The sequence below is a fragment of the Mycobacterium malmoense genome, from assembly GCF_019645855.1.
Taxonomy (GTDB): Bacteria; Actinomycetota; Actinomycetes; order Mycobacteriales; family Mycobacteriaceae; genus Mycobacterium; species Mycobacterium malmoense.
In genome coordinates, this window is sequence record NZ_CP080999.1 from 1,306,877 (window position 1) to 1,326,389 (window position 19,513).

Consider the following 19,513-nt stretch of genomic DNA (forward strand, 5'->3'; position numbering starts at 1 on the left):
CCCCGTGGTGTCGATCTGGCGACAACTAATGCCAGGGCAAGGCGTCGAGCCATAGGTTGTCCTTGCATGTTGTCGTCCCGCGACTCCCGAAACGCGCATCCGAAGGGTGGTAGGAGAAAAGTCATGGCAGCAAAGCAAACGCAGCACGATGCGGCCGACGCCTTGTTCAGGGCGATCATCGAAACGCTGGACAAGAGCCGCAACGAGGGCACCTTGACCGCGGCGATTCTGGAGGAACTCGCCCGGGCGTATGCGTCGGTGGCGGCGAGCGTCCCCGACCAGGGACGGCTGGGATAGCCAGCGGGGCGCATCCGCGTCAGCACGAGCACAGTGCGCACAGTGGGTGCCTGGTCCACTGGCGCGCGACGATGGAGCCGGCGTTGAGGTCGAACTCCAACGTGGCGTTGAGCGCCGGGGGCGGCGCCGGATCGGGCACCGCCTGCTGCCCGCGCACCGCCGCGATCACCCGGTTCACCTGGCTGAGCGCCAGGGCCGCGGTCGCCAGCAGGGTGGCCCGGTCGGCCACCCCGACGGTGTCGCGCAGCTGGGCGGCGATGGCCGGCCATGCGGCGTCGCGGTCGCTGCGGTGCAGGTCCGCGCACCCCAAACAGCTGGTCACTCCGGGGATGACCAGCGGGCCGACCAGGCCGGTGCCGTCGCGCACCCGGACCGGAAGGTGCGCGACGCCCTGGCGGTGCAGGTCGCGCACCATGCGCGGGTCGGCCACGAGGTAGTCCGACAGCACCACCAGATCCACGGCGGCGGGCGACACGGTGGCATGTGGCTGGCTGCTGTGCGCGACGCGGGCCCCCGAGCAGCGCAACGCCTGCACGAGCAGCTCCGACAGCGGCCCCCGGCCGTGGATGCGGATCGACGCCGCCCGGCCGCGGGACTGCCGGCATTCGGTCGCGACACCCGCGGTGACCAGTTGCGCGACGAGGTTGGTCAGGCCGTCCACGTCCTTCAGCCCGCGGTCGACGGCCTGCCGCCGCAACTCGGATATCGGCGTCGGTGATCGCATGGACCGCAGCAGCATGGCCAGCCCGGCGGCGGGCAGGCCGCACGGTGGACGGACCAGCACGGCGCGGCGGGGATCCCAGCCGATTTGGACAACGCCGTCGGGCCGCAGCAGGACCGGCATCGCCGGGTCCAGCGCATACAGGGAAAGCGCGGCCCCCGACATGGCCTGAGTCATGGGTCGAGACTGTGCCACGCCGGCGGCACACGCCGCGCTCAGTTATCCACAGGACCGTCGGTGTCGGAGTCCTCGAGTTTGGCGATCGCCTCGTCGATGCCGCTGGTGTCCCCGCCGATGATGCGGTCGATGAAGCCGGCCGGCTCGTCGAGGTCGTCCGCGCCGGGCAGCAGATCCGGGTGTTGCCAGATGGCGTCGCGCGCGTCGGCGCCGGCGGCCTGGGTCAGCCGGTCCCACAGCGCGGCGGCTTCCCGCAGCTTGCGGGGCCGCAGCTCGAGGCCCACCAGCGTCGCGAAGGTCTGCTCGGCCGGGCCGCCGCTGGCCCGGCGGCGGCGCAGCGTCTCGCCGAGCGCGGCCGCGCCCGGAATCCGGTCGCCCAGCGCCGCGGTCACCACCACCTGCACCCAGCCGTCGATCAACGCCAGCAGCGTCTCGAGCCGTTCCAGCGCCTGCTTCTGCGCGGGCGTCGCCTTCGGCTCGAAAACCCCCTGGCCGAGCAGGTTTTCGATGGCCGCCGGGTCAGACAGCGACGCCGGATTGAAGTCGCGGGCCAGCTCCTCGATGCCGGTCATGTCGATCTTCATGCCCTTGGCGTAGGCCTCCACCGCGCCGAGCAATTGACTGGACAGCCACGGCACGTGGCTGAACAGCCGATGGTGCGCGGCCTCGCGGGCGGCCAGGAACGTCAGGATCTCGCTGCGCGGCTGCTCGAGTCCGGCGGCGAACGACTCGACGGCGTCCGGCAGGATCGCGGCCACCCCCTTGGGCCCCAGCGGCAGGCCGATGTCGGTGGAGGTCAGCACCTCCCGGGACAGGCGTCCCAGCGCCTGGCCCAGCTGCGAGCCGAAGGCCATGCCGCCCATCTGGGACATCATCGCCAGCAGGGGGCCGGCCATGCTCTTGGCCTCTTCGGGCAACGACGACGCCCACACCGCCGAGATCTGCTCGGCCATCGGATCGCACAGCCGCTTCCAGGTCTCCAAGGTGTTGTCGACCCAGTCGGCGGGGGTCCAACCCACCGCCTTGGTGGTGCCCGCCGGCAGCGCCGTCGCCCCGTCGAGCCAGGTTTCGGCCAGGTGGACCGCGTCGGCGATCGCCTTGTTCGTCGTGGCGGGAACCGGCGCGACAAACCCGATCGAGCTGGACGCGACCCGTCGTGCCAATTCGTAGTTGACCGGTCCCGACGTTTTGCCGCCGGCCATGACGGTGCCCGCGCTGCTGAACATCTGGCCCAGCTGGGTGAAGATCTGCCCCAGATCGCCCACGCCGAAATCCCCGCCTATGCCGAAAGCGCCCAGGGGGTCGGACGCGCCCGAGCCGGGATCGGGATCTTTCTTCCCGTGTTTCTCAGGGTCGTCTCCGGAGGAGAAGCCGAAAGGCAGGTCAGCCATACCCTCAACGGTACTCACCGCCGGACCGGGACGCGCGGTCCCCGGTCACGCTCGTAGCTAAACGAGCCTGAGCGGGGTCCGTCTAGTGTAATCGGCGTGAACAGGCGGATTCTGACCTTGATCGTCGCGCTGGTGCCGATTGTGGTTTTCGGCGTGCTGCTCGCGGTGGTGACGGTGCCGTTTGTGTCGCTGGGCCCCGGCCCGACCTTCGACACGCTCGGTGAGGTCGACGGCAAGCAGGTGGTCGAGATCGAAGGCGCCCTGACCCACCCGACGACGGGTCACCTCAACATGACGACGGTGTCCCAGCGCGACGACCTGACCCTGGGCGAAGCGCTGACGCTGTGGCTCTCGGGACAGGAGCAGCTGATACCGCGCGACCTCGTCTACCCGCCGGGCAAGTCACGGGAGGACGTCGACAAGGCCAACGACGCCGATTTCAAGCAGTCCGAGGACAGCGCCGCCTATGCCGCGCTGGGATATCTGAAGTACTCGCCGGCGGTGACGGTCGCGACGGTCACCGATCCGGGTCCGTCGGCGGGCAAGCTGAAGGCCGGCGATGCGATCGACGCGGTCAACGGCACCCCGGTGATCAACGTCGGGCAGTTCACCGGACTGCTGAAGAACACCAAACCCGGTCAGGCGGTGATCATCGACTTTCGGCGCAAAAACGAGCCCGCCGGCGTGGCGCAAATCACGCTGGGCGCCAACAAAGACCGCGACTACGGCTTCATGGGTGTCGCGGTGCTCGACGCGCCGTGGGCGCCGTTCACCGTCGACTTCAACCTCGCCAACGTCGGCGGGCCGTCTGCCGGGCTGATGTTCAGCCTGGCGGTCGTCGACAAGCTCACCACCGGTGACTTGGCCGGGTCGAAGTTCATCGCGGGCACCGGCACCATCTCCGTCGACGGCAAGGTGGGCCAGATCGGCGGCATCACCCACAAGATGGTCGCCGCCCACGCGGCCGGTGCCACGGTCTTTCTGGTGCCCGCCAAGAACTGCTACGAGGCGGCCTCGGACAATCCGACCGGCTTGCGGTTGGTGAAGGTCGAGACCCTCAGCCAGACGGTGGACGCGCTGCACGCGATCACTTCGGGGGGTCAGGCGCCCAGTTGCTAGCCGGCACGTATCGCGGCGTGAGGTGCGTACAGTTGTGACCGTCCGGAAAAATCTGTGGCGACCAACGGCAGCCTGCCGGCAACCGGCCGGCAGAACGGCGTCCGGCGAAGCCGGCGCCAGCCAAATCGATCAGGGAGCGTAGCCAGTGGGGATGCGGCCCACCGCAAGGATGCCGAAGCTGACTCGGCGTAGCCGGATTCTGATCCTGATCGCACTGGGCGTGATCGTTTTGCTGCTCGCCGGTCCGCGACTGATCGACGCCTACGTCGACTGGCTGTGGTTCGGTGAGCTCGGCTACCGCTCGGTGTTCACCACCGTGCTGGTTACCCGCATCGTGGTCTTCCTGGTCGCCGGTCTGCTGGTCGGCGGCATCGTGTTCGCCGGCCTTGCGTTGGCCTACCGCACCCGCCCGGTATTCGTCCCGAGCAACAACAACGACCCGGTGGCGCGGTACCGCGCCGTCGTCGTTTCACGCCTGCGGCTGGTGGGCATTGGAATCCCGGCGGCGATCGGCTTGCTGGCCGGCGTCATCGCGCAGAGCTACTGGGTGCGGGTTCAGCTGTTTTTGCATGGTGGGGACTTCGGCGTCAAGGACCCTCAGTTCGGCAAGGACCTCGGCTTCTACGCGTTCGACCTACCGTTCTACCGGCTGCTGCTCAGCTACGTGTTCGTGGCGGTGTTCCTGGCCTTCGTGGCAAACCTGTTGGCGCACTACATCTTCGGCGGCATTCGGCTGTCCGGCCGCACCGGCGCGCTGAGCCGCTCGACGCGGATCCAGCTGGTCTCCCTGGTCGGCCTGCTGGTGCTGCTCAAGGCCGTTGCCTATTGGCTGGACCGCTACGAGCTGCTGTCGCACACCCGCGGCGGCAAGCCGTTCACCGGTGCCGGGTACACCGACATCAACGCCGTGCTGCCGGCGAAGCTGATCCTGATGGCGATCGCGCTGATCTGTGCCGCCGCGGTTTTCTCCGCGATCGCCCTGCGGGACTTGCGGATTCCGGCCATCGGCCTGGTCTTGTTGCTGCTGTCGTCGTTGATCGTGGGTGCCGGCTGGCCGTTGATCGTGGAGCAGATCAGCGTCAAACCCAATGCGGCGCAAAAGGAAAGCGAATACATCGGCCGCAGCATCACCGCGACACGGCAAGCGTATGGGCTGACGTCCGACGTGGTCACCTATCGCAATTACACCGGCGACGGCCAGGCCACGGCCCAGCAGGTCGCGGCCGACCGCGCGACCACCTCGAACATCCGGCTGCTCGACCCGACGATCGTCAGCCCGGCATTCACCCAGTTCCAGCAGGGCAAGAACTTCTACTATTTTCCCGACCAGCTCTCGATCGACCGCTACCTCGACCGCAACGCCGCGTTGCGCGACTACGTCGTCGCGGCCCGTGAGCTCAACCCCGACCGGCTGATCGACAACCAGCGTGACTGGATCAACCGGCACACCGTCTACACCCACGGCAACGGATTCATCGCATCGCCGGCCAACACGGTGCGTGGCATCGCCAACGATCCCAACCAAAACGGTGGCTACCCAGAGTTTTTGGTCAATGTCGTCGGCGCCAACGGCAGCGTGGTATCCGACGGACCGGCGCCGCTGGACCAGCCGCGCATCTACTACGGACCCGTCATCTCCAACACGTCCGCCGACTACGCGATCGTCGGACGCAACGGCGCCGACCGGGAATACGACTACGAGACCAGTGCCGAAACCAAGAACTACACCTACACCGGGCTCGGGGGAGTCCCGATCGGTAGCTGGATATCCCGCAGCGTGTTCGCCGCCAAGTTCGCTGAGCGAAACTTCTTGTTCTCCAATGTTATTGGTTCCAACAGCAAGATCTTGTTCAACCGCGATCCGGCGCGTCGGGTCGAGGCGGTGGCGCCGTGGCTGACCACCGACAGCGCCGTGTACCCGGCGATCGTCAACAAGCGACTGGTGTGGATCATCGACGGCTACACCACATTGGACAACTACCCGTACTCCGAGCTCACCTCGCTGGAATCGGCCACCGCCGACTCCAACGAGGTGGCGTTCAACAAGCTGGCCCCCGACAAGCAGGTCTCCTACATCCGCAATTCGGTGAAGGCCACGGTGGACGCCTACGACGGCACCGTCACGCTCTACCAGCAGGACGAGCAGGACCCGGTGCTCAAAGCCTGGATGCGGGTCTTCCCCGGCACGGTCAAGCCCAAGGGCGACATCACGCCCGAGCTCGCCGAACATCTGCGCTATCCCGAAGACCTGTTCAAGGTGCAGCGGATGCTGCTGGCCAAATACCACGTCAACGATCCCGTGACGTTCTTCTCCACCTCCGATTTCTGGGATGTGCCGCTGGATCCGAATCCCACGGCCAGCAGCTATCAGCCGCCCTATTACATCGTCGCGAAAAACATTGCGAAGAACGACAATTCGTCCTCGTACCAGCTGACGAGCGCGATGAACAGGTTCAAGCGTGACTATCTGGCCGCCTACATCAGCGCCAGCTCCGATCCGGCGACGTACGGCAAGATCACCGTGCTGACCATCCCGGGCCAGGTCAACGGTCCGAAGCTGGCCAACAACGCGATCACCACCGACCCGGCGGTGTCCCAGGACCTCGGTGTGATCGGTCGCGACAACCAAAACCGCATCCGGTGGGGCAACTTGCTCACCCTGCCGGTGGCCCAGGGTGGGCTGCTCTACGTCGAACCCGTCTATGCCTCCCCGGGCGCCAGCGACGCCGCCTCGTCGTACCCGCGGCTGATCCGGGTGGCGATGATGTACAACGACAAGATCGGCTACGGCCCCACGGTGGGCGACGCGCTCACCGGGTTGTTCGGTCCCGGCGCCGGTGCGGCCGCCACGGGGATAGAGCCCACCGAGGCCGGTGTACCCCCCAAGCGGCCCGCGAACCCACCGGCGCCCGCCGCGGCACCGGGATCGCCGGTGCCGGCCCCGGTGGCCCCACCGTCGGCCCTGCCGCCCGCTCCGGACGGGTCGGTCACGTTGTCCCCGGCCAAGGCCGCCGCCCTGCAGGAGATCCAGGCGGCGATCGGCGCGGCGAAAGATGCTCAAAAGAAAGGCGATTTCGCGGCCTACGGCGCGGCGCTGCAGCGCCTCGACGACGCAATCACCAAGTACAACAACGCCAAGTAGGTGGGGCGCTTTTTGCCGCGAGCGTGCGTGTTTGTACACCGACACGCCGTAATCGGTGGCATTCTGCGCACCCTCGCGGCGTGCTTACGCAGTCATCATGCGGCGGGCGACCTCGCGGCCTGCGAGGCGAAAGCGGTGTTGAGATACGCCGTGCGGCCGGTCTCGGGTGATCAGCAGACCGGAAAACCCCGCGGCCTGCGTTCGACGGGCCAGGTCACCGACCTTGTTGAGCGCTTGCGGGATCATCATCACGTCGACGTGCATGGCCGAACAGTATGCCGAAATCCGCGCGTCCACTTCGCCGGCGTCACGCCGGCCTGCTCGGGCGAGCGGACTACCGAGCGGATCAAGGCTTTCCGGTGTGCCCCGCCCCACTGAATGGGCTAGTCCTGGTGACAAAGAGCCTGGTCAGCGCGCGATTTGGCCGCCGAGACGCGCGTTCGGTAATCTGTCATTTACCAACGCGGGGTGGAGCAGCTCGGTAGCTCGCTGGGCTCATAACCCAGAGGTCGCAGGTTCGAATCCTGTCCCCGCTACCAGCGGAAATGGCCCCTCGGAGATCTCTCCGGGGGCCATTTTCATGCCTGCTGGGAACACTTTTGGGAACATTCGCAATGCTAAGTAATATTTTTGGACGGATTGGGAGCAGAACCGTCACCGCTTCACGTGCGGTCTCTACCGAAGAATGAGCTGAGCGCTACCACCGCTCGCGGAGAAGCTGTCCCCGTGGATGTCAATGGCCAGGGAACCCTGACGACTGCAGCGTCCCGAGTTCGGTATGCGAAAGGTCGCCACTTTCCAGCTTCGACACCCGCGCCTGAGACACTCCCATGAACGCGGCGACGTCAGGCTGCCGAGCGTGACCATGCGCCTTACGGATGTCAGTGAGTCCCTGTGCCTGGACGGCGTCGTGATTCTCGTTGCGCGCCGGGTCGAAGCGGCCCTGAGCCACGGCGTCGGCCCGGATCTCACTCCAGTTGCGTGCCATCGTCATTCACTCTCCGCCAGCCAGTCCTCGTATCGCCGGTCGGTGACCGGAATCTTCCTGTCATACCAAGCTTTCCAGCTCCCGGCCTTATCGCCGCCGAGCAGCAGGATCGCCTGTCGTTGCGGGTCGAAGATAATCAGAATCCGGATACTGGAGCCTGTGGGCCGCAATTCCGTCGTCATCACTCTCGCCGACGTCGAGACCAAACCCGCTTGAACTGTTGCTCACCTTGCGGAGGTCCAAGGTAGATCAGAAAGGCAGCGACCAGGTCGTCGGCATCGCCCACGGCACCTTTGCCGAGACCGACCCCTTCGCCGCGCTCGTCGCCTGGAGCACGGTGCGAGACAAGACACTCGGAGCCCTGTTCACCCGGATCTGAGCCAGTTCAGTCAGCCTCGTACCGTTGTCGGGTCACGTCGTGGCCCGGATGCTCCGTGCCCGAGCCGAAACCGCCGGCTTTGACGGCACCCGGATCATCGCCCAACTCGCTGCGCGCCGGACACGCACCACCGCTGCGCTGGCCGGGATACTGCTCGACCGCATCGCTGCCCGGGCCCGGCACAGGACCTCACCGTCATCGTCACCTGCTACATCCGACCGATGGAAGCGTTCGCGATGATGTTGAGCCAAGAACTCGGATCGTCAACCGGACTCGGGATGTGTCTCCGTATTCGAGAGCTGCTTACGCCTAGGTAGTGGTGACTGTGTTGATCGCATCCTGCAGAGCTCGCACCCGCTCGACCAGCTCGTCGAAGGGCAAGGGATCGTCGAGCATCTCCGCGTCGAGCATCTTCTGATAGTCGGCACGGAGGAGCGACAGTCCGGCTTCACCAGGCAACAGTTTGGCCTCACCGCTGAGGCAACGGTCATACTGGGTAGTGCTTGACCTGAAGAAGCGTTCCTTCACTCGCACGACATCCCGGAGGAGCTCGACATCGAGGAGCGCTGCGCGTCCGATCTCGTGCTCCGCGAGGACGGCGAGGTCGTGCCAGTGTCTTGAGGTGCGCTCTGCGTTCCTAAACTCGGGCCGGTTGCTCTCGGCATGCGCGAGGGTCACCTTCTCCCAGAAGGTGCGCATCGGTGAGAGAACCGAAACCTCGCAGACGGGGAATGCAAAGTTGCTGAACGTGGCGGCCATGTAGGGGACGACGGTATGGGTCTCATTCGGCTCGATCATGTTGCGTCCGCCGAACTCGATCTTGACGCTCTCGCGGTAGTACGGGTTCCGATCCTCCACGAGGTGTGGGTAATGGACGGTCAGCACCTCGCCGTCCTTCTCTGTTAGGAGCATGTCCTCGGATAGGCCCACCTCGGCCATGAGCCCGCGAAGGTGTGGAACCAGCACGTCGATTGAGCGTTCGCACATGAGTCTTCGGAGCGTCTCGTCGTCGTGGCCGCGTTGTTTGCCGCTCTTCGGCTCATACGGGTCCAGGCCGGGTGCTAGCCCGTTGTGGTCCATGGTCACATCGATGTCTTCGGAGAACCGCGAGATGGCGTTGAAGATCTTGGAGAGTGACGTGCCACCTTTGAACGCCATCGCTGGCATGCCAGGGCAGCGGAACAACGCGCCCAGGGTCCAGCAGACCCACACGTCCTTCTCCAAGACCGTGGCCGACCGGTTGAGCTCTTCGGAAGCGATCAAGTACGCATCACGCTGGTCCTGTGGCGGGAGAGTGAGAAAGGTTGGCAGCGCGGCCACTTCGCTCATGCGGTAAGAGCAGGCTGGGTGCCGGCGGCCTCGTACAGACCGTCGGAAAGCCAAGCAGGCATGGCCGTTGTAGCGGCGGCGGCCCGGAGGCGAGCGAACTCCTTCTCGCCCAGAGAACTTCGGACTTGGTCAATGATCTCCGGGGTGACTTCGTTCTTGCCCAGGTACAACAAGGCACTCAGCGCCTCGCCCGCCGGCGTGCCGGCCAACCCCATCTGACTCTGCGCCCTGTGAACCAAGGTCACATCACCGGTGCGGAGCTGGACGCGTCGGCTCCGACCAGAGGTTGTGTACACCTGCCGCATCGGCACCTGGGTGGTGAGACCGAACCGTCGTGCGGCCTCGGCGCCGTGAACATTCACCCGTGCGCCCGCGGTGCGGGCGATGGCGGCAACCACCTTCTCTGGCTCCACCGGGACGGTCCGCCCAAGCTTCTCGTTGACTAGCGGACGCGCGTAGAAGCCCCGCGCGACCCGCTCGATCTCGCCGCCGCGAGCCATGCGGGACAGAGCCTGGTCAACCGACGCGCGCGGTCCCTGGCTCAGTAACTCTCGTACGCTGAAGGGCTCGCCAGGCGACATGCGAGAGATATGGGTGCGCACACGCTCGGCGACGGTTGCTTCAGCCGCTTCACTTTGGTTTCGCACGTTACTCATGTCAGAAACTGTACCTCTACTTCTGACAAATGCAAGTTGTGTGCGTAAATCTAAAGCACAAGCAGCACTTGGCAGCCGCAGGCTCAAGAGCGCGAGTTCCAGCCTGGTAAGAGTTCCAGCCTGCTAAGGAGAGTGGTTGGGTCAAACGATTGCGCCTGCCGGCCCTCCGGCCGGGTCAGAGTTGGACGGAGGGCCTGGCGTCGGTCGATTCGGCGAAGAGCTGGGAGACCATTTCCTCGGGCCATCCGGTGGCTGCGCTCACGTCAGCCACAGTGAGGTCGGTGACCGACAACGCTGCACTGAGCAGTGCCGGCGCTTCGACTGCAGTGACGGTGCCCGGCTCGTTCTTGCGCCAGCCCCGGACGTTCATAGTCCGCACCGCTTGGACATAGGTCGTCTCAGACATGATGCCCAGGCTCTTGGATCGGTAGAGCAGTGCTGCCATCGACACGCCCCAGCGTTGTTTCAGCTGAAGGAGTCGCGGCCAGTCGACCTTAGATGGGAGCTCCTCGCGGATGCTCTCTGTCGGCATCAGGAATTCGGAGGCGAAGACGTCAGCCTGTCGTTCCAGGCTCTTTGACGCCAGCGCCTGACCAGGCTTGTGCATGACCATGTGACCAAGTTCGTGGCATGAGCTGAAGCGGTCGCGGTCGCGCTTGGCCTCTCGCTGCTGTTTAAGCACCAAGAACGTGCGGCGCTCCATCGGCACGCTGAACGCGGACACGTCTGCGGCGTCCATCGGGTAGCGAGCGCACACGATGCCTCGCTTCTCAAGGAGGCGAAGGACATCCTCGATCGGGCCTGCAGCGTGGGCTCCGAGTTCAGCTCGCACCCGTGCAGCGACCAAGGCGATGTCCTCGGGGCTCTCGGCATCATGACGCGGCACATCAAGCGTCGGCAGCTTCGCCTGCGTCTCCAAGAACGCCGTCACGTCGCGAAGCAGGTGCGCGACAGTGAGGACCTGCCGGCGTCGGGTTGCGGTTACCGAGCGCAGCGAACGGAAATGCCCGTAGCTGTCTACGAGCTCGTCGTCAGCCTGGTCGGCCACCGACAGCACCGTGCCGGTCGAGAAGAAGCTCGGTGAGAAGTTCAGCACGGAGGACAACCGCTCGATTGTCGCCGGGCTCGGTCTGTTCTGACCTAGTTCGAACTGCGAAAGCGCCGCGGCCGACATCTCGAGCCGTTTGCTCAAGTCGCTCTTGGTGTAGCCCCGCGCCTGCCTGGCCACCTGCAGCCGGTATGCGGAGAACAGCCGCGAAGCCTCGACCGCCTCGTCGGTCACGACCACGCTGGGCTCGTCAGGCACAACTCGCCTCACCTTCTTTGAATGCACACCTCGCCCAGGACGGCAAGGGAGTGGCGGACGGCTGAAAAAGAGTCTCCTGCTGGAACACGGCCCACTTTCCCACACGGGTGCGGCCCACCGGCGGATGCCGCACCGGACCACACTTGCGCAGATTTTTAAACCCTGACAAGATATTATTGCGTGTATCTAAAGTAGATCTGCGCCTAAGATTGTACAGAGCAAAGGAGATGTCATGAGTCTGACGCAAGACAACGAGATCGACAAGACCAAGGCCGGCAACAACGGGGCTAACCACCCCGGGAAGCCCGAGAAGAAGGTCACCGTCATCGTCGACGACGACCAGGTTCTGGCTCCGAAGGACACGACTCCGCGCGAGGTGCTGGTACTGGCCGGCCTGGACCCGACCCAGCGTCAGCTGGTGAAGGTCCAGGGCAAACACCAGACGCCGTACCCCGACCCCGATGTCGAGCTCAAGGTCCACGAGGGTGAGCAGTTCATCACTGTCTCGACCGGCGGCACGCCCGTCAGCTGAGGCGGATGTCATGGGACACGAGCAGCTCATCGCAGACCTTCGGGCAGCCGGGTGCGACCCGACCGTGATGAACGCCAACGGCGTGGAGTTCGTCGTCTTCGGGTACGTGGTCCCGGTCGGAGCCCACGCAGGTGAAGAGGTCCAGGTCGGCCTCCAGGCGCCAGACTGGCCGATCAACCCGCCCAGTGGCCCGCATATCACGCCGCGGATCCACCACCCAGGAGATAACGCCCACCACGCAAGCCCGCTCGGCGACAACTCCATCTACTGGTCGCGTCCGCACCCCCGGTGGGCGGAAGGCTCCAGGACGCTCGAGGAGTACCTCGCCCACCTGCGCGGACTCTTCGCACAGTTCGTGGATGCGGCCGCATGAGAAGCCCTATGTCAAGCCGCCTCGTTTTGGGTGAGGATTCGTTGGAGTGCGCGGTGTTTGTCGGGGGCGTAGGCGAGGTTGTCTTGCCAGCAGTGCCAGATGATGTGCAGCCAGGCGCGGGCGAGGATGCGTACGGCGTGGGGGTGGTCGTGCCCGCGGGTTCGGGCTCTGTCGTAGAGGTCGGCGGCCCAGGGGTTGACCAGGGTGATGTGGGCCTGGGTGCTGCCGTGGGAACCGGTTGCGCCGGGGGCAGCGTCAAGGATGCGGTGGTGCAGCACGGCGGGGTCGACCTTGCCGGAGTAGCCCTGCTTGGCGAGCCAGTCGCCGAGCCGTTTGGGGGTCAGCCAGTCGATCTTGTCCTGGGTGTCGAACCGGGTCAGGAACGCCAGGCTGATCGCGGAGTCGATGTCTTTGAACAATCCCACGGCGGCAGGCAGCACGTTGCGCAGGTGCGCGCGCAGCTGATTGGCAACGGCCACACGGTGATTGACCAAGTCCTTGCGGGCGCGGCAGGCGCGCCGCAGGGCGACGGTGGCGTCGGTGTCGGGGATCAGCGCCCGCAGCCGGGCGCGGTCGGTGCGCAAGGTGTCGGCGAGCACGAAGGCGTCGAACCGGTCGTCCTTGTTGCCGGCCGAGCCGTAGCGGCCGCGCAGGTTCTTGACCTGATTCGGCGAGATCACCACCACGGCCAGACCGGCGAGCAGCAGGGCGTCGACGACTGGCCCGTCGGGACGTTCGATGGCGACCTCACCCACTCCATGGCGGCGCAGGAAAGCGATGAGATCCCGCAGTCCGGGCGCGCTATGGGGCATCGTGACCCGGTCGAGTTCGCGGCCCCGGTCATCGACGACGCTGACCGCATGGTCGTCGCGGGCCCAGTCCAGACCGGCGGTCACACCGCCCGGCGGCTCCTGCGGCAGGGTGGTATCGGTCGGGGTATTGCTGGCTGACTTCACGTCAGCCTCCTCGCTGCTAGACCCAGTGGGGAGGCACCCATCTGTGGTGCCGCTGGTGCCGGGACGTGGTTGCCGGTCCGCTCACTGATCGGCGCTCGCAGCCAGACGCGGCGTTGGCGCTCAGCCCTATCGACGGTCGACACGCCCCGGGCAACCACCAGGGCCTGCAGATCTCATGCTGGACATCAACCGCGTCAAGCGAGCAGGGCAGTGACCTGGTGGCACCTCGGGTGCATCAACGCTTCATCCAGAAGCGATGACCTCAGGAAGGTAGTCCAGTGAGCACCGCGGCCACCATCACCGTCTCCTCCCTCCGAGCGCGGGCAGGGGAGGCGGTGCCCCGTCGTGGCCCGCATCCTGCATATCCGCTACGGCGGCTGCTCACCAGCGTGCGCAGGTTCTGGATCCGGATCCTCGGCGGGGGAGATGTTCAGGTCACCTCGTCCGAGGTGGCAGACGCCGGGATGTGCGCTGGCGCGGCGACGTTCAGCGTGGCGATGACCAGCGACAGCGATGACGCTCTCGCTGCGCATCTCCTACGCACGGATGGTCAGGAGGACCTGATCTTCGCGCTCTACCAGCCGTCAACCGGCATGACTCGCACGACCGCCATCCTGGTGGACCTCGTGTACCCGCAAGATGGGGAGCGGCACCTGCACGGCAACGCATCGTTCTTGGGGGACTACTTCCTACGCGCAGCCGGGCTGGCGGCTGAGCGTGATCTAGGGCTCGCGTTCCTCCACAGCCACCCCGGCTGCAAGGGATGGCAAGGGATGTCCCGAGATGACTACGCCGCCGAGTCCGGTCACGCCGGCGCGACCCAACTGATCACCGGTCTGCCCTTGGTCGGCCTCACCCTCGCCGGCCACGACCGCACCTACTCCGCTCGGCGCTGGTACCGCCCTTTCTCCGGATCCGAGCGTCCAGCAGCCGCTGCCCAGACGGCGTGGGTCGACGAGCAGGCGACCACGGTCAGAGTCGTCGGCGAGCAGATCAAGGCCAGCTACAACGACTCCCTCGTCCCGGTGCCGGCGCCGACCCGTCGCTCCCAGCGGACCGTCCAGTCGTGGGGCAAGCGCGCCCACGACGACCTCATCCGGCTGCGTATCGGTGTCATCGGAGGCGGCTCGGTCGCCCAGCTGGTCGCAGAGTCGCTGGTGCGTACCGGCTTCATCCACGTCGACATCTTCGACTTCGATCTCGTCGAGGAACACAACCTCGACCGCCTTCTGCACGCAACCGAGGCCGACATCGGCAAGTCCAAGGTCGGCGTGCTCGTCGACCTGCTCCGCACGCACACCGTCACCCCAGACGCCGTCGTACACGGCTTCGATGACTCCGTGATTGAGCAGCAAGGGTGGCTGCGCGCGCTCGATTGCGACGTCCTGTTCTCCTGCGTCGATCGCCCGTGGCCCCGGTTCGCACTGAACGTGGCCGCCTACGCCCACCTCATCCCGGTCGTCGACGGCGGGGTCGCCGTCGACGTACGAGCCGGCGACCAGGGCATGGCTACCGCGGCGGCGCCGTTCCGGCTGATCGGCGCCGAGTGGCGCGCCCACCTGGTAGGCCCGAACCGCGAGTGCATGGAGTGCCTGGGCCAGTACGATCCGGGCGAGGTCGGGATGGAGCGGGCTGGGTTGCTCGACGACCCGACCTACATCGCATCGCTGCCCGCCCACCACCACCTGCGCCGGGGTGAGAACGTCTTCGTCTTTTCGATGGCCTGCGCTGCCGCGGAGGTACTCGAGCTACTCCGCGCGGTCCTCGGGCCCTCGAAGATCCACGACGTCGGCGCAACGTTGACCCACTGGACAACGGCCACTACCGAGCGCGACGTCGACGGCTGCCGGGCCGGCTGCCCGTTCCCGACCCAGCTCCAAGGTCGCGGTGACGCCGCTGGCGTCGACGTCACCGGCCGGCATCGCGCGGCAGCAGCCGCTCGCGCCGCTGCCCGACCGATCGAGTCGATGGACGTATACGGCGCGTGCGACGGCAAGTCAAGCACCCACTAAATGACGGGCGCTCTAGGCGTGTCAAACGGTAGATGTAGGGGTCGACATGGATGATGGGATCATGAGCCAGGTATCGGTCGACGTACCCCCAGTAGGGTTCGTTGCGTCCGAGAAGAGCCTGTGCAACGAGCTCGAGGTCTCCGCGGAGCACTGCAACCGAACCGGGCAGACCCTTGTCGTCAGTGACGACCGGGCGCTGCCACTGGCCCTCGACCTGGTCCGCCGGATGCCGCGCCTGCGTGTCCGCGCGGACCCCGGCGCATGGCGGCACGGCGACGCGACCGCGGACAAACCCCTCGCAGACGTCGACAACCTTTTCGGGATCGCCGGATGGTGTGAGCAGTATTTCCCGGTCGGCGGACCCGTCGACGGTTACACCCCGTCGAAGTTCCTTCGCGCCTCCGACCGTCCGGCTCGGCAGGCGCTGCTGGAGCAAACTGCGGACCTGCCGCCGAACATCATCACACGGCTTGCGATCGAGGCCGCGGTGCTCGAGGCTGCCCGCCGTGACGACTTCCTCGACGACCTGTCGGCGCACCAGGGAAGGAAGTTCTCGTTCATCTTCGCCGACAAGAAGGATCCGATCGCGGAGTACCAGCGCATCGAAGGTCTGCGTCAGGTCCTGGGCGAGCATCCTGGCAGTGAGGTCGATCACGTCGACCCTCTCATGGCCGCCGACGCGCTCGCCAGCGGCGCGAGCTGGGCCGGGGTCGGGGCATCCAGCGCACGACGGATGCCCCGACGGCCCGGTGACAAAGGCGGCGGGCCGAACTCTGTGGGCTACCTGCCCGGCCTGTTCCTCGAGGAGCTCCTCGAGCTGCGCAGCCCGATGATTTACGCCGACTGGTACGCCAACTCGCGCTCCCCGCGCTGCGCAACCTGCGCCCGTCCGCTGGATGTCTTCGACACGACCTCCGCCGACAAGGCCGTGATCATTGGCCACAACCTTCACCAGACCACAGCGCACATCGCCAGCCTGGTTGCATATGCCCCCGAGGCGCGGGCGGCCTACCTGCGCGAAGTCCGGCTCGAGGCGCACGCCCGCCACATGCAACTCAACCCGCTGGGCGACATGGTCCTCAACCGTGGCCTGCACAAGTTCCTCGAGCTCGACGACCCCCAGATGCGGTCTATGAGCCGAGCCGGCGCCTGGAAGTAGGAGCCCGAGGCCGCCTTGTGCCTTGGTCGATGTCTACGCCTCCAAAGGTCGAAGACGGTCTTCCCAGCTTTCAGCTGAGTGTCATCCTGCTGGTCGGCCTGAGTGCTCGGCGCCGGTGGTCACCTCAGCAGCAATAGCAGCGTGCTGAAGCTCGGCCCAGCGTGTGGTCGTGCGAAAGCGTGCGTGCTTCTGTTGCAGCCTTGTAAGCGTTCTCGGCGAACCGCCAGCCGGCGGCTTTGAAGTACCTGGGGATAAATGGCTCGGGCGCGAGGAGCTCCTCGAAGCTGCCCGCCTCCCTCTCGACCCAGATGCCAACTCCAACGACCTGCGCCTCCAGAACGGCCGCAGCTCTCGGGGGAGATTTCAGTGCGACGATCCGTTGTGTGAACGCCGAGAACGCTGCGGCACGCAGCAGCGATGTGCGCCAACGCGTCCCGCGTACTACCGCGGCGACGACCGTCGTCGGAACCTGTAGTCGTCGGGTGACCGTGGTGTCGGTGAATTCGACACATCCGTGCGGCGCTGTCCTGAGCATCCGTACTTCATGCTCAGTCAGGTCCTCGACGTCGATTGGGCATCCCAGGGGCAGGCCCAAGAGCACGTCGAGCATCGCGAGCGAGGGGACCGACTCTAGGGATTCGTCTCCGCGCCGCTTGGCCTCATGGGTGTCGAGCGCCATCACCGCGTCGGCTCGCGTACCGGATGCTAGGGCTCCGCCAGGGACAAGATGCAGCCCGCCAACGCCCACATGCGTGGGTGTAACTGGGTCACGCCACCAGATCGGGTGGTCGGCAAGGGGAAGACCGGTCACATCACACATACTCACACATTTGCACAACTGTGCGATATTTCTTGGAACGTGTCGTGAAACTGTGCGAGCCTTGGTCGGTGAACGATCTGGTCCCAGACCGGCTCGACGAACTATTGACCCGCTCGGCGATGGCGAAGCAGTCCGGGGTCGCGTCGACAACGCTGGCGAACTGGGCCGCGCGCGAGCAAGCGCCGCTTGCGACAGTCCAGGCGCCCAGCGGTGATGCAATGTACACCTGGCGTCACCTCCTCGGATTCTGCAGGGCCAACCCGAAACTTCATGCCACCCGTCAGGTGCTCGAGCAGTACCGCGAGCGTTTCGCTACCGACCCTTTGAGTCATCCGCCTGAACAGTCCACAAGTATCGAGGCGGCTGCCGGGGCCGGGAGCCAGGTGGCCACTGTCGGTCCTTCTTCCGGCGATGGCGCGACACTACGCTCTGCGCTTCAAGACCTGAAGACCCAAGTCGATGAGCACTCGGCAGTGGTCGCCGCAGCGGTCAAGCTGGCCGATCATGCCGCAGGTGTCCAGCAGACCCTTGTCGCGAGCGTGGCGCTCCTCGAGGCCGCGGTCGCAGCGTTGCCTGGCAATGGCAGCTGACCGGAGGAACTGCCGATGGCCTCATCGTCGCCTTCAGGGAATGAGCTTTATTTGTGCCGGAGAGTCGTGGGTTACAACCCTTGGCTCTCCGGTACCACTCGCCCTTGCTTGATGGGAACGTCAGCAAGGGCGTTTTCATTTGGCTTAATACTTCCGTCCCTGCGGCCGCACCATCACCCCGGCAGCCTTCAGTATCTTCAGGACGGTCGTCCGACCGAGTGCGAACTCTTCAGCAACTTGCCGACTGGTCTGCCCTGACTCATAGGCCGTAACTACAACATCCCGCAGTTGGGCTGTGACCCGTCGGCGCCTTCGGGGTGGGGAAACGTATCGTGACGTCCCATTTGTCACAGAAACATCGTCTTGCACACTGGTCAACTTTATGTTCGGAATAAACTGACTCAGGGCTACCAGCGGAAATGGCCTTCAGGCAGCAGCCTGGCGGCCATTTTCATGCCCTCTGGGAACACTTTTGGGAACATTAGCGTCGGTGACGACTGCATCGCTGGATGGATTCTGTGTGCCCCTCCGGCGGTAGCATGGGCCTTTGAGATCGCCGGTAGGGAGGTGTTGGTTGTGCCGCGTCATTCTGTGACAAAGGCCGTCGTGAAGCAGATCGCGGTGCGATCCACCAAGGCCTCGGCGAAGCTCGAAGACCGCACGGTTCCGGCCGGCTATGTCCGGTCAGCTGCCGTAAAGCGATTTCTGGCTGAGCGACAGCCACGGCCCTGATATGTCCCTCACGCCGGGATACGGAGAAACTCCGCTTCCTGACGACGAGCTTGAGGTATTGCTGCCGCGCATTGCGGAGCTGTTTGGGAAACCCATCACCAAGGCTGCGGTGTATGACCTTGAGTAGGGCGTGCAGGAACAGGTCGCTGACGAGCTCCTGACCGCTGTGCTCGATGGCGCCCTCGGGTTGGACGAGCTACTCCAAGATCATTTTCTTCGCGACCTGCATGCTCGCCTCTACAGCCAGATATGGACCTGGGGGCGCGTGGCGACGTCGCGAGCTCAATATTGGGGTTGCGCCCGAGCAGGTCGCCGTCGATCTGCGCAACTCACTGGACACGATCCGCTACCGATGGCAGCACACGACGGACTGGACTTCCCGCGAACTCGGTATCGCTGTGCACGCCGAAACGGTGCGAATCCACCCGTTCACTGATGGGAATGGTCGCGTCACCCGTCTGCTTGCGGACCTCGTCTTTACCGCTGCTCAGGACTCAGACCAAGTCCTGCAGTACGACTGGAACGTCGACAAGAAGCGATACGTCGCGCTGCTACGGGAGTACGACGGACATCGTGACGTTCGTGAGCTCGCGGATTTCATCACTGTCCGGGCAATCGGTCCTTGAACACGCGCGACTGGCCGGCGCCCGCGTGTGCTACTTGCGGATCTCCGCGAGTCGGTAGGCGCGAGCGGCAGTGTGCATCCTCTGGCGCGCGGCCTCTGCACGCAGCGGATCGAGTCGACCCTGCGCAACGGCATCCGCCCGAACTTCACGCCAACTCCGAGCCACGGCCACTCACCTCCCTCGCCAGTTCGCGATCGTTTGCCAGGTT

18 protein-coding genes, 1 tRNA gene and 4 pseudogenes are annotated in these 19,513 nt (G+C 65.5%); 11 read left to right on the forward strand and 12 right to left on the reverse strand.

Annotated elements, in window-relative coordinates:
* The first annotated feature begins 123 nt into the window (after window positions 1-123).
* Window positions 124-297 (forward strand): hypothetical protein, encoded by a 174-nt coding sequence (locus tag K3U93_RS06180; RefSeq protein ID WP_176219932.1) that lies wholly within the window; start codon window positions 124-126, stop codon window positions 295-297.
* A gap of 19 nt (window positions 298-316) precedes the next feature.
* Here the strand turns inward: K3U93_RS06180 and K3U93_RS06185 are convergent, their stop codons facing one another.
* Entirely contained in the window at window positions 317-1,195 is an 879-nt protein-coding gene (locus K3U93_RS06185) for a cyclodehydratase (RefSeq protein WP_071512479.1), read from the reverse strand.
* A 38-nt stretch (window positions 1,196-1,233) separates the two neighbouring features.
* Entirely contained in the window at window positions 1,234-2,604 is a 1,371-nt protein-coding gene (locus K3U93_RS06190; RefSeq protein ID WP_176219933.1) for a zinc-dependent metalloprotease, read from the reverse strand.
* 78 nt (window positions 2,605-2,682) lie between these two features.
* Between K3U93_RS06190 and K3U93_RS06195 the strand changes: the two genes are divergently transcribed.
* Entirely contained in the window at window positions 2,683-3,705 is a 1,023-nt protein-coding gene (locus tag K3U93_RS06195) for a YlbL family protein (RefSeq protein WP_071512481.1), read from the forward strand.
* Between the two features lie 145 nt (window positions 3,706-3,850).
* Window positions 3,851-6,847: a UPF0182 family protein gene (locus tag K3U93_RS06200; RefSeq protein WP_071512482.1), complete on the forward strand. Its 2,997-nt coding sequence runs from the start codon at window positions 3,851-3,853 to the stop codon at window positions 6,845-6,847.
* Between the two features lie 113 nt (window positions 6,848-6,960).
* On the opposite strand, the pseudogene K3U93_RS06205 reads toward K3U93_RS06200, so the two are convergent.
* A pseudogene (locus K3U93_RS06205) lies at window positions 6,961-7,111 on the reverse strand (TIGR03617 family F420-dependent LLM class oxidoreductase); the annotation flags it as partial.
* 198 nt (window positions 7,112-7,309) lie between these two features.
* Between K3U93_RS06205 and K3U93_RS06210 the strand changes: the two are divergent.
* Window positions 7,310-7,386 (forward strand) — tRNA-Met (locus K3U93_RS06210).
* 215 nt (window positions 7,387-7,601) lie between these two features.
* On the opposite strand, the pseudogene K3U93_RS06215 reads toward K3U93_RS06210, so the two are convergent.
* A pseudogene (locus K3U93_RS06215) lies at window positions 7,602-7,841 on the reverse strand (helix-turn-helix domain-containing protein); the annotation flags it as partial.
* Window positions 7,838-8,008: pseudogene (locus K3U93_RS06220) on the reverse strand (type II toxin-antitoxin system RelE/ParE family toxin); the annotation flags it as partial. The pseudogenes K3U93_RS06220 and K3U93_RS06215, both read right to left, overlap by 4 nt.
* 56 nt (window positions 8,009-8,064) lie before the next feature.
* On the opposite strand from K3U93_RS06220, the gene K3U93_RS06225 reads away from it, so the two are divergent.
* Window positions 8,065-8,214, forward strand: a complete 150-nt coding sequence (locus tag K3U93_RS06225; protein WP_176219934.1) for a site-specific integrase — start codon at window positions 8,065-8,067, stop codon at window positions 8,212-8,214.
* Window positions 8,215-8,523: 309 nt separating this feature from the next.
* On the opposite strand, the gene K3U93_RS06230 is transcribed toward K3U93_RS06225, so the two are convergent.
* From K3U93_RS06230 to K3U93_RS06240, 3 genes are all read right to left on the reverse strand, one after another.
* On the reverse strand, window positions 8,524-9,543 hold the full coding sequence (locus K3U93_RS06230; RefSeq protein WP_083010264.1) for a nucleotidyl transferase AbiEii/AbiGii toxin family protein: 1,020 nt from the start codon (window positions 9,541-9,543) through the stop codon (window positions 8,524-8,526).
* The gene (locus K3U93_RS06235; RefSeq protein ID WP_071512486.1) at window positions 9,540-10,199 is read right to left on the reverse strand and encodes a DUF6088 family protein; all 660 of its coding nucleotides are present in this window, start codon (window positions 10,197-10,199) and stop codon (window positions 9,540-9,542) included. Before K3U93_RS06235 ends, K3U93_RS06230 begins: the two co-directional genes overlap by 4 nt.
* A gap of 175 nt (window positions 10,200-10,374) precedes the next feature.
* Window positions 10,375-11,487: a helix-turn-helix domain-containing protein gene (locus K3U93_RS06240; protein WP_220688592.1), complete on the reverse strand. Its 1,113-nt coding sequence runs from the start codon at window positions 11,485-11,487 to the stop codon at window positions 10,375-10,377.
* Window positions 11,488-11,737: 250 nt separating this feature from the next.
* On the opposite strand from K3U93_RS06240, the gene K3U93_RS06245 reads away from it, so the two are divergent.
* Both K3U93_RS06245 and K3U93_RS06250 read left to right on the forward strand, forming a co-directional pair.
* Window positions 11,738-12,037 (forward strand): hypothetical protein, encoded by a 300-nt coding sequence (locus K3U93_RS06245; protein WP_071512488.1) that lies wholly within the window; start codon window positions 11,738-11,740, stop codon window positions 12,035-12,037.
* Window positions 12,038-12,047: 10 nt separating this feature from the next.
* Window positions 12,048-12,410, forward strand: a complete 363-nt coding sequence (locus K3U93_RS06250; protein WP_071512489.1) for a hypothetical protein — start codon at window positions 12,048-12,050, stop codon at window positions 12,408-12,410.
* A gap of 11 nt (window positions 12,411-12,421) precedes the next feature.
* Here K3U93_RS06250 and K3U93_RS06255 read toward each other — a convergent pair whose 3' ends face one another.
* Window positions 12,422-13,330, reverse strand: a complete 909-nt coding sequence (locus K3U93_RS06255; RefSeq protein ID WP_434084837.1) for an IS110 family transposase — start codon at window positions 13,328-13,330, stop codon at window positions 12,422-12,424.
* Between the two features lie 314 nt (window positions 13,331-13,644).
* On the opposite strand from K3U93_RS06255, the gene K3U93_RS06260 reads away from it, so the two are divergent.
* Together K3U93_RS06260 and K3U93_RS06265 are read left to right on the forward strand one after the other, a co-directional pair.
* Window positions 13,645-15,378: a ThiF family adenylyltransferase gene (locus K3U93_RS06260; RefSeq protein ID WP_071512491.1), complete on the forward strand. Its 1,734-nt coding sequence runs from the start codon at window positions 13,645-13,647 to the stop codon at window positions 15,376-15,378.
* 61 nt (window positions 15,379-15,439) lie between these two features.
* Complete coding sequence (locus tag K3U93_RS06265; RefSeq protein WP_139796881.1) at window positions 15,440-16,537, forward strand: hypothetical protein; 1,098 nt, start codon at window positions 15,440-15,442, stop codon at window positions 16,535-16,537.
* A gap of 124 nt (window positions 16,538-16,661) precedes the next feature.
* Here K3U93_RS06265 and K3U93_RS06270 read toward each other — a convergent pair whose 3' ends face one another.
* Window positions 16,662-17,216 carry a hypothetical protein gene (locus K3U93_RS06270; RefSeq protein WP_139796882.1) on the reverse strand — a complete coding sequence of 185 codons (555 nt, stop codon included), beginning with the start codon at window positions 17,214-17,216 and terminating at the stop codon, window positions 16,662-16,664.
* Between the two features lie 209 nt (window positions 17,217-17,425).
* Between K3U93_RS06270 and K3U93_RS06275 the strand changes: the two genes are divergently transcribed.
* Window positions 17,426-17,947, forward strand: coding sequence for a hypothetical protein (locus K3U93_RS06275; RefSeq protein ID WP_139796883.1), 522 nt, complete (start codon window positions 17,426-17,428; stop codon window positions 17,945-17,947).
* Between the two features lie 144 nt (window positions 17,948-18,091).
* Here the strand turns inward: K3U93_RS06275 and K3U93_RS25450 are convergent, their stop codons facing one another.
* The gene (locus tag K3U93_RS25450) at window positions 18,092-18,316 is read right to left on the reverse strand and encodes a helix-turn-helix domain-containing protein (protein ID WP_176219935.1); all 225 of its coding nucleotides are present in this window, start codon (window positions 18,314-18,316) and stop codon (window positions 18,092-18,094) included.
* A 536-nt stretch (window positions 18,317-18,852) separates the two neighbouring features.
* Between K3U93_RS25450 and K3U93_RS06285 the strand changes: the two genes are divergently transcribed.
* Window positions 18,853-19,305 carry a Fic family protein gene (locus tag K3U93_RS06285; protein WP_230981592.1) on the forward strand — a complete coding sequence of 151 codons (453 nt, stop codon included), beginning with the start codon at window positions 18,853-18,855 and terminating at the stop codon, window positions 19,303-19,305.
* Window positions 19,306-19,338: 33 nt separating this feature from the next.
* Here K3U93_RS06285 and K3U93_RS24765 read toward each other — a convergent pair.
* A pseudogene (locus K3U93_RS24765) lies at window positions 19,339-19,476 on the reverse strand (transcriptional regulator); the annotation flags it as partial.
* Window positions 19,477-19,513 lie beyond the last annotated feature (37 nt).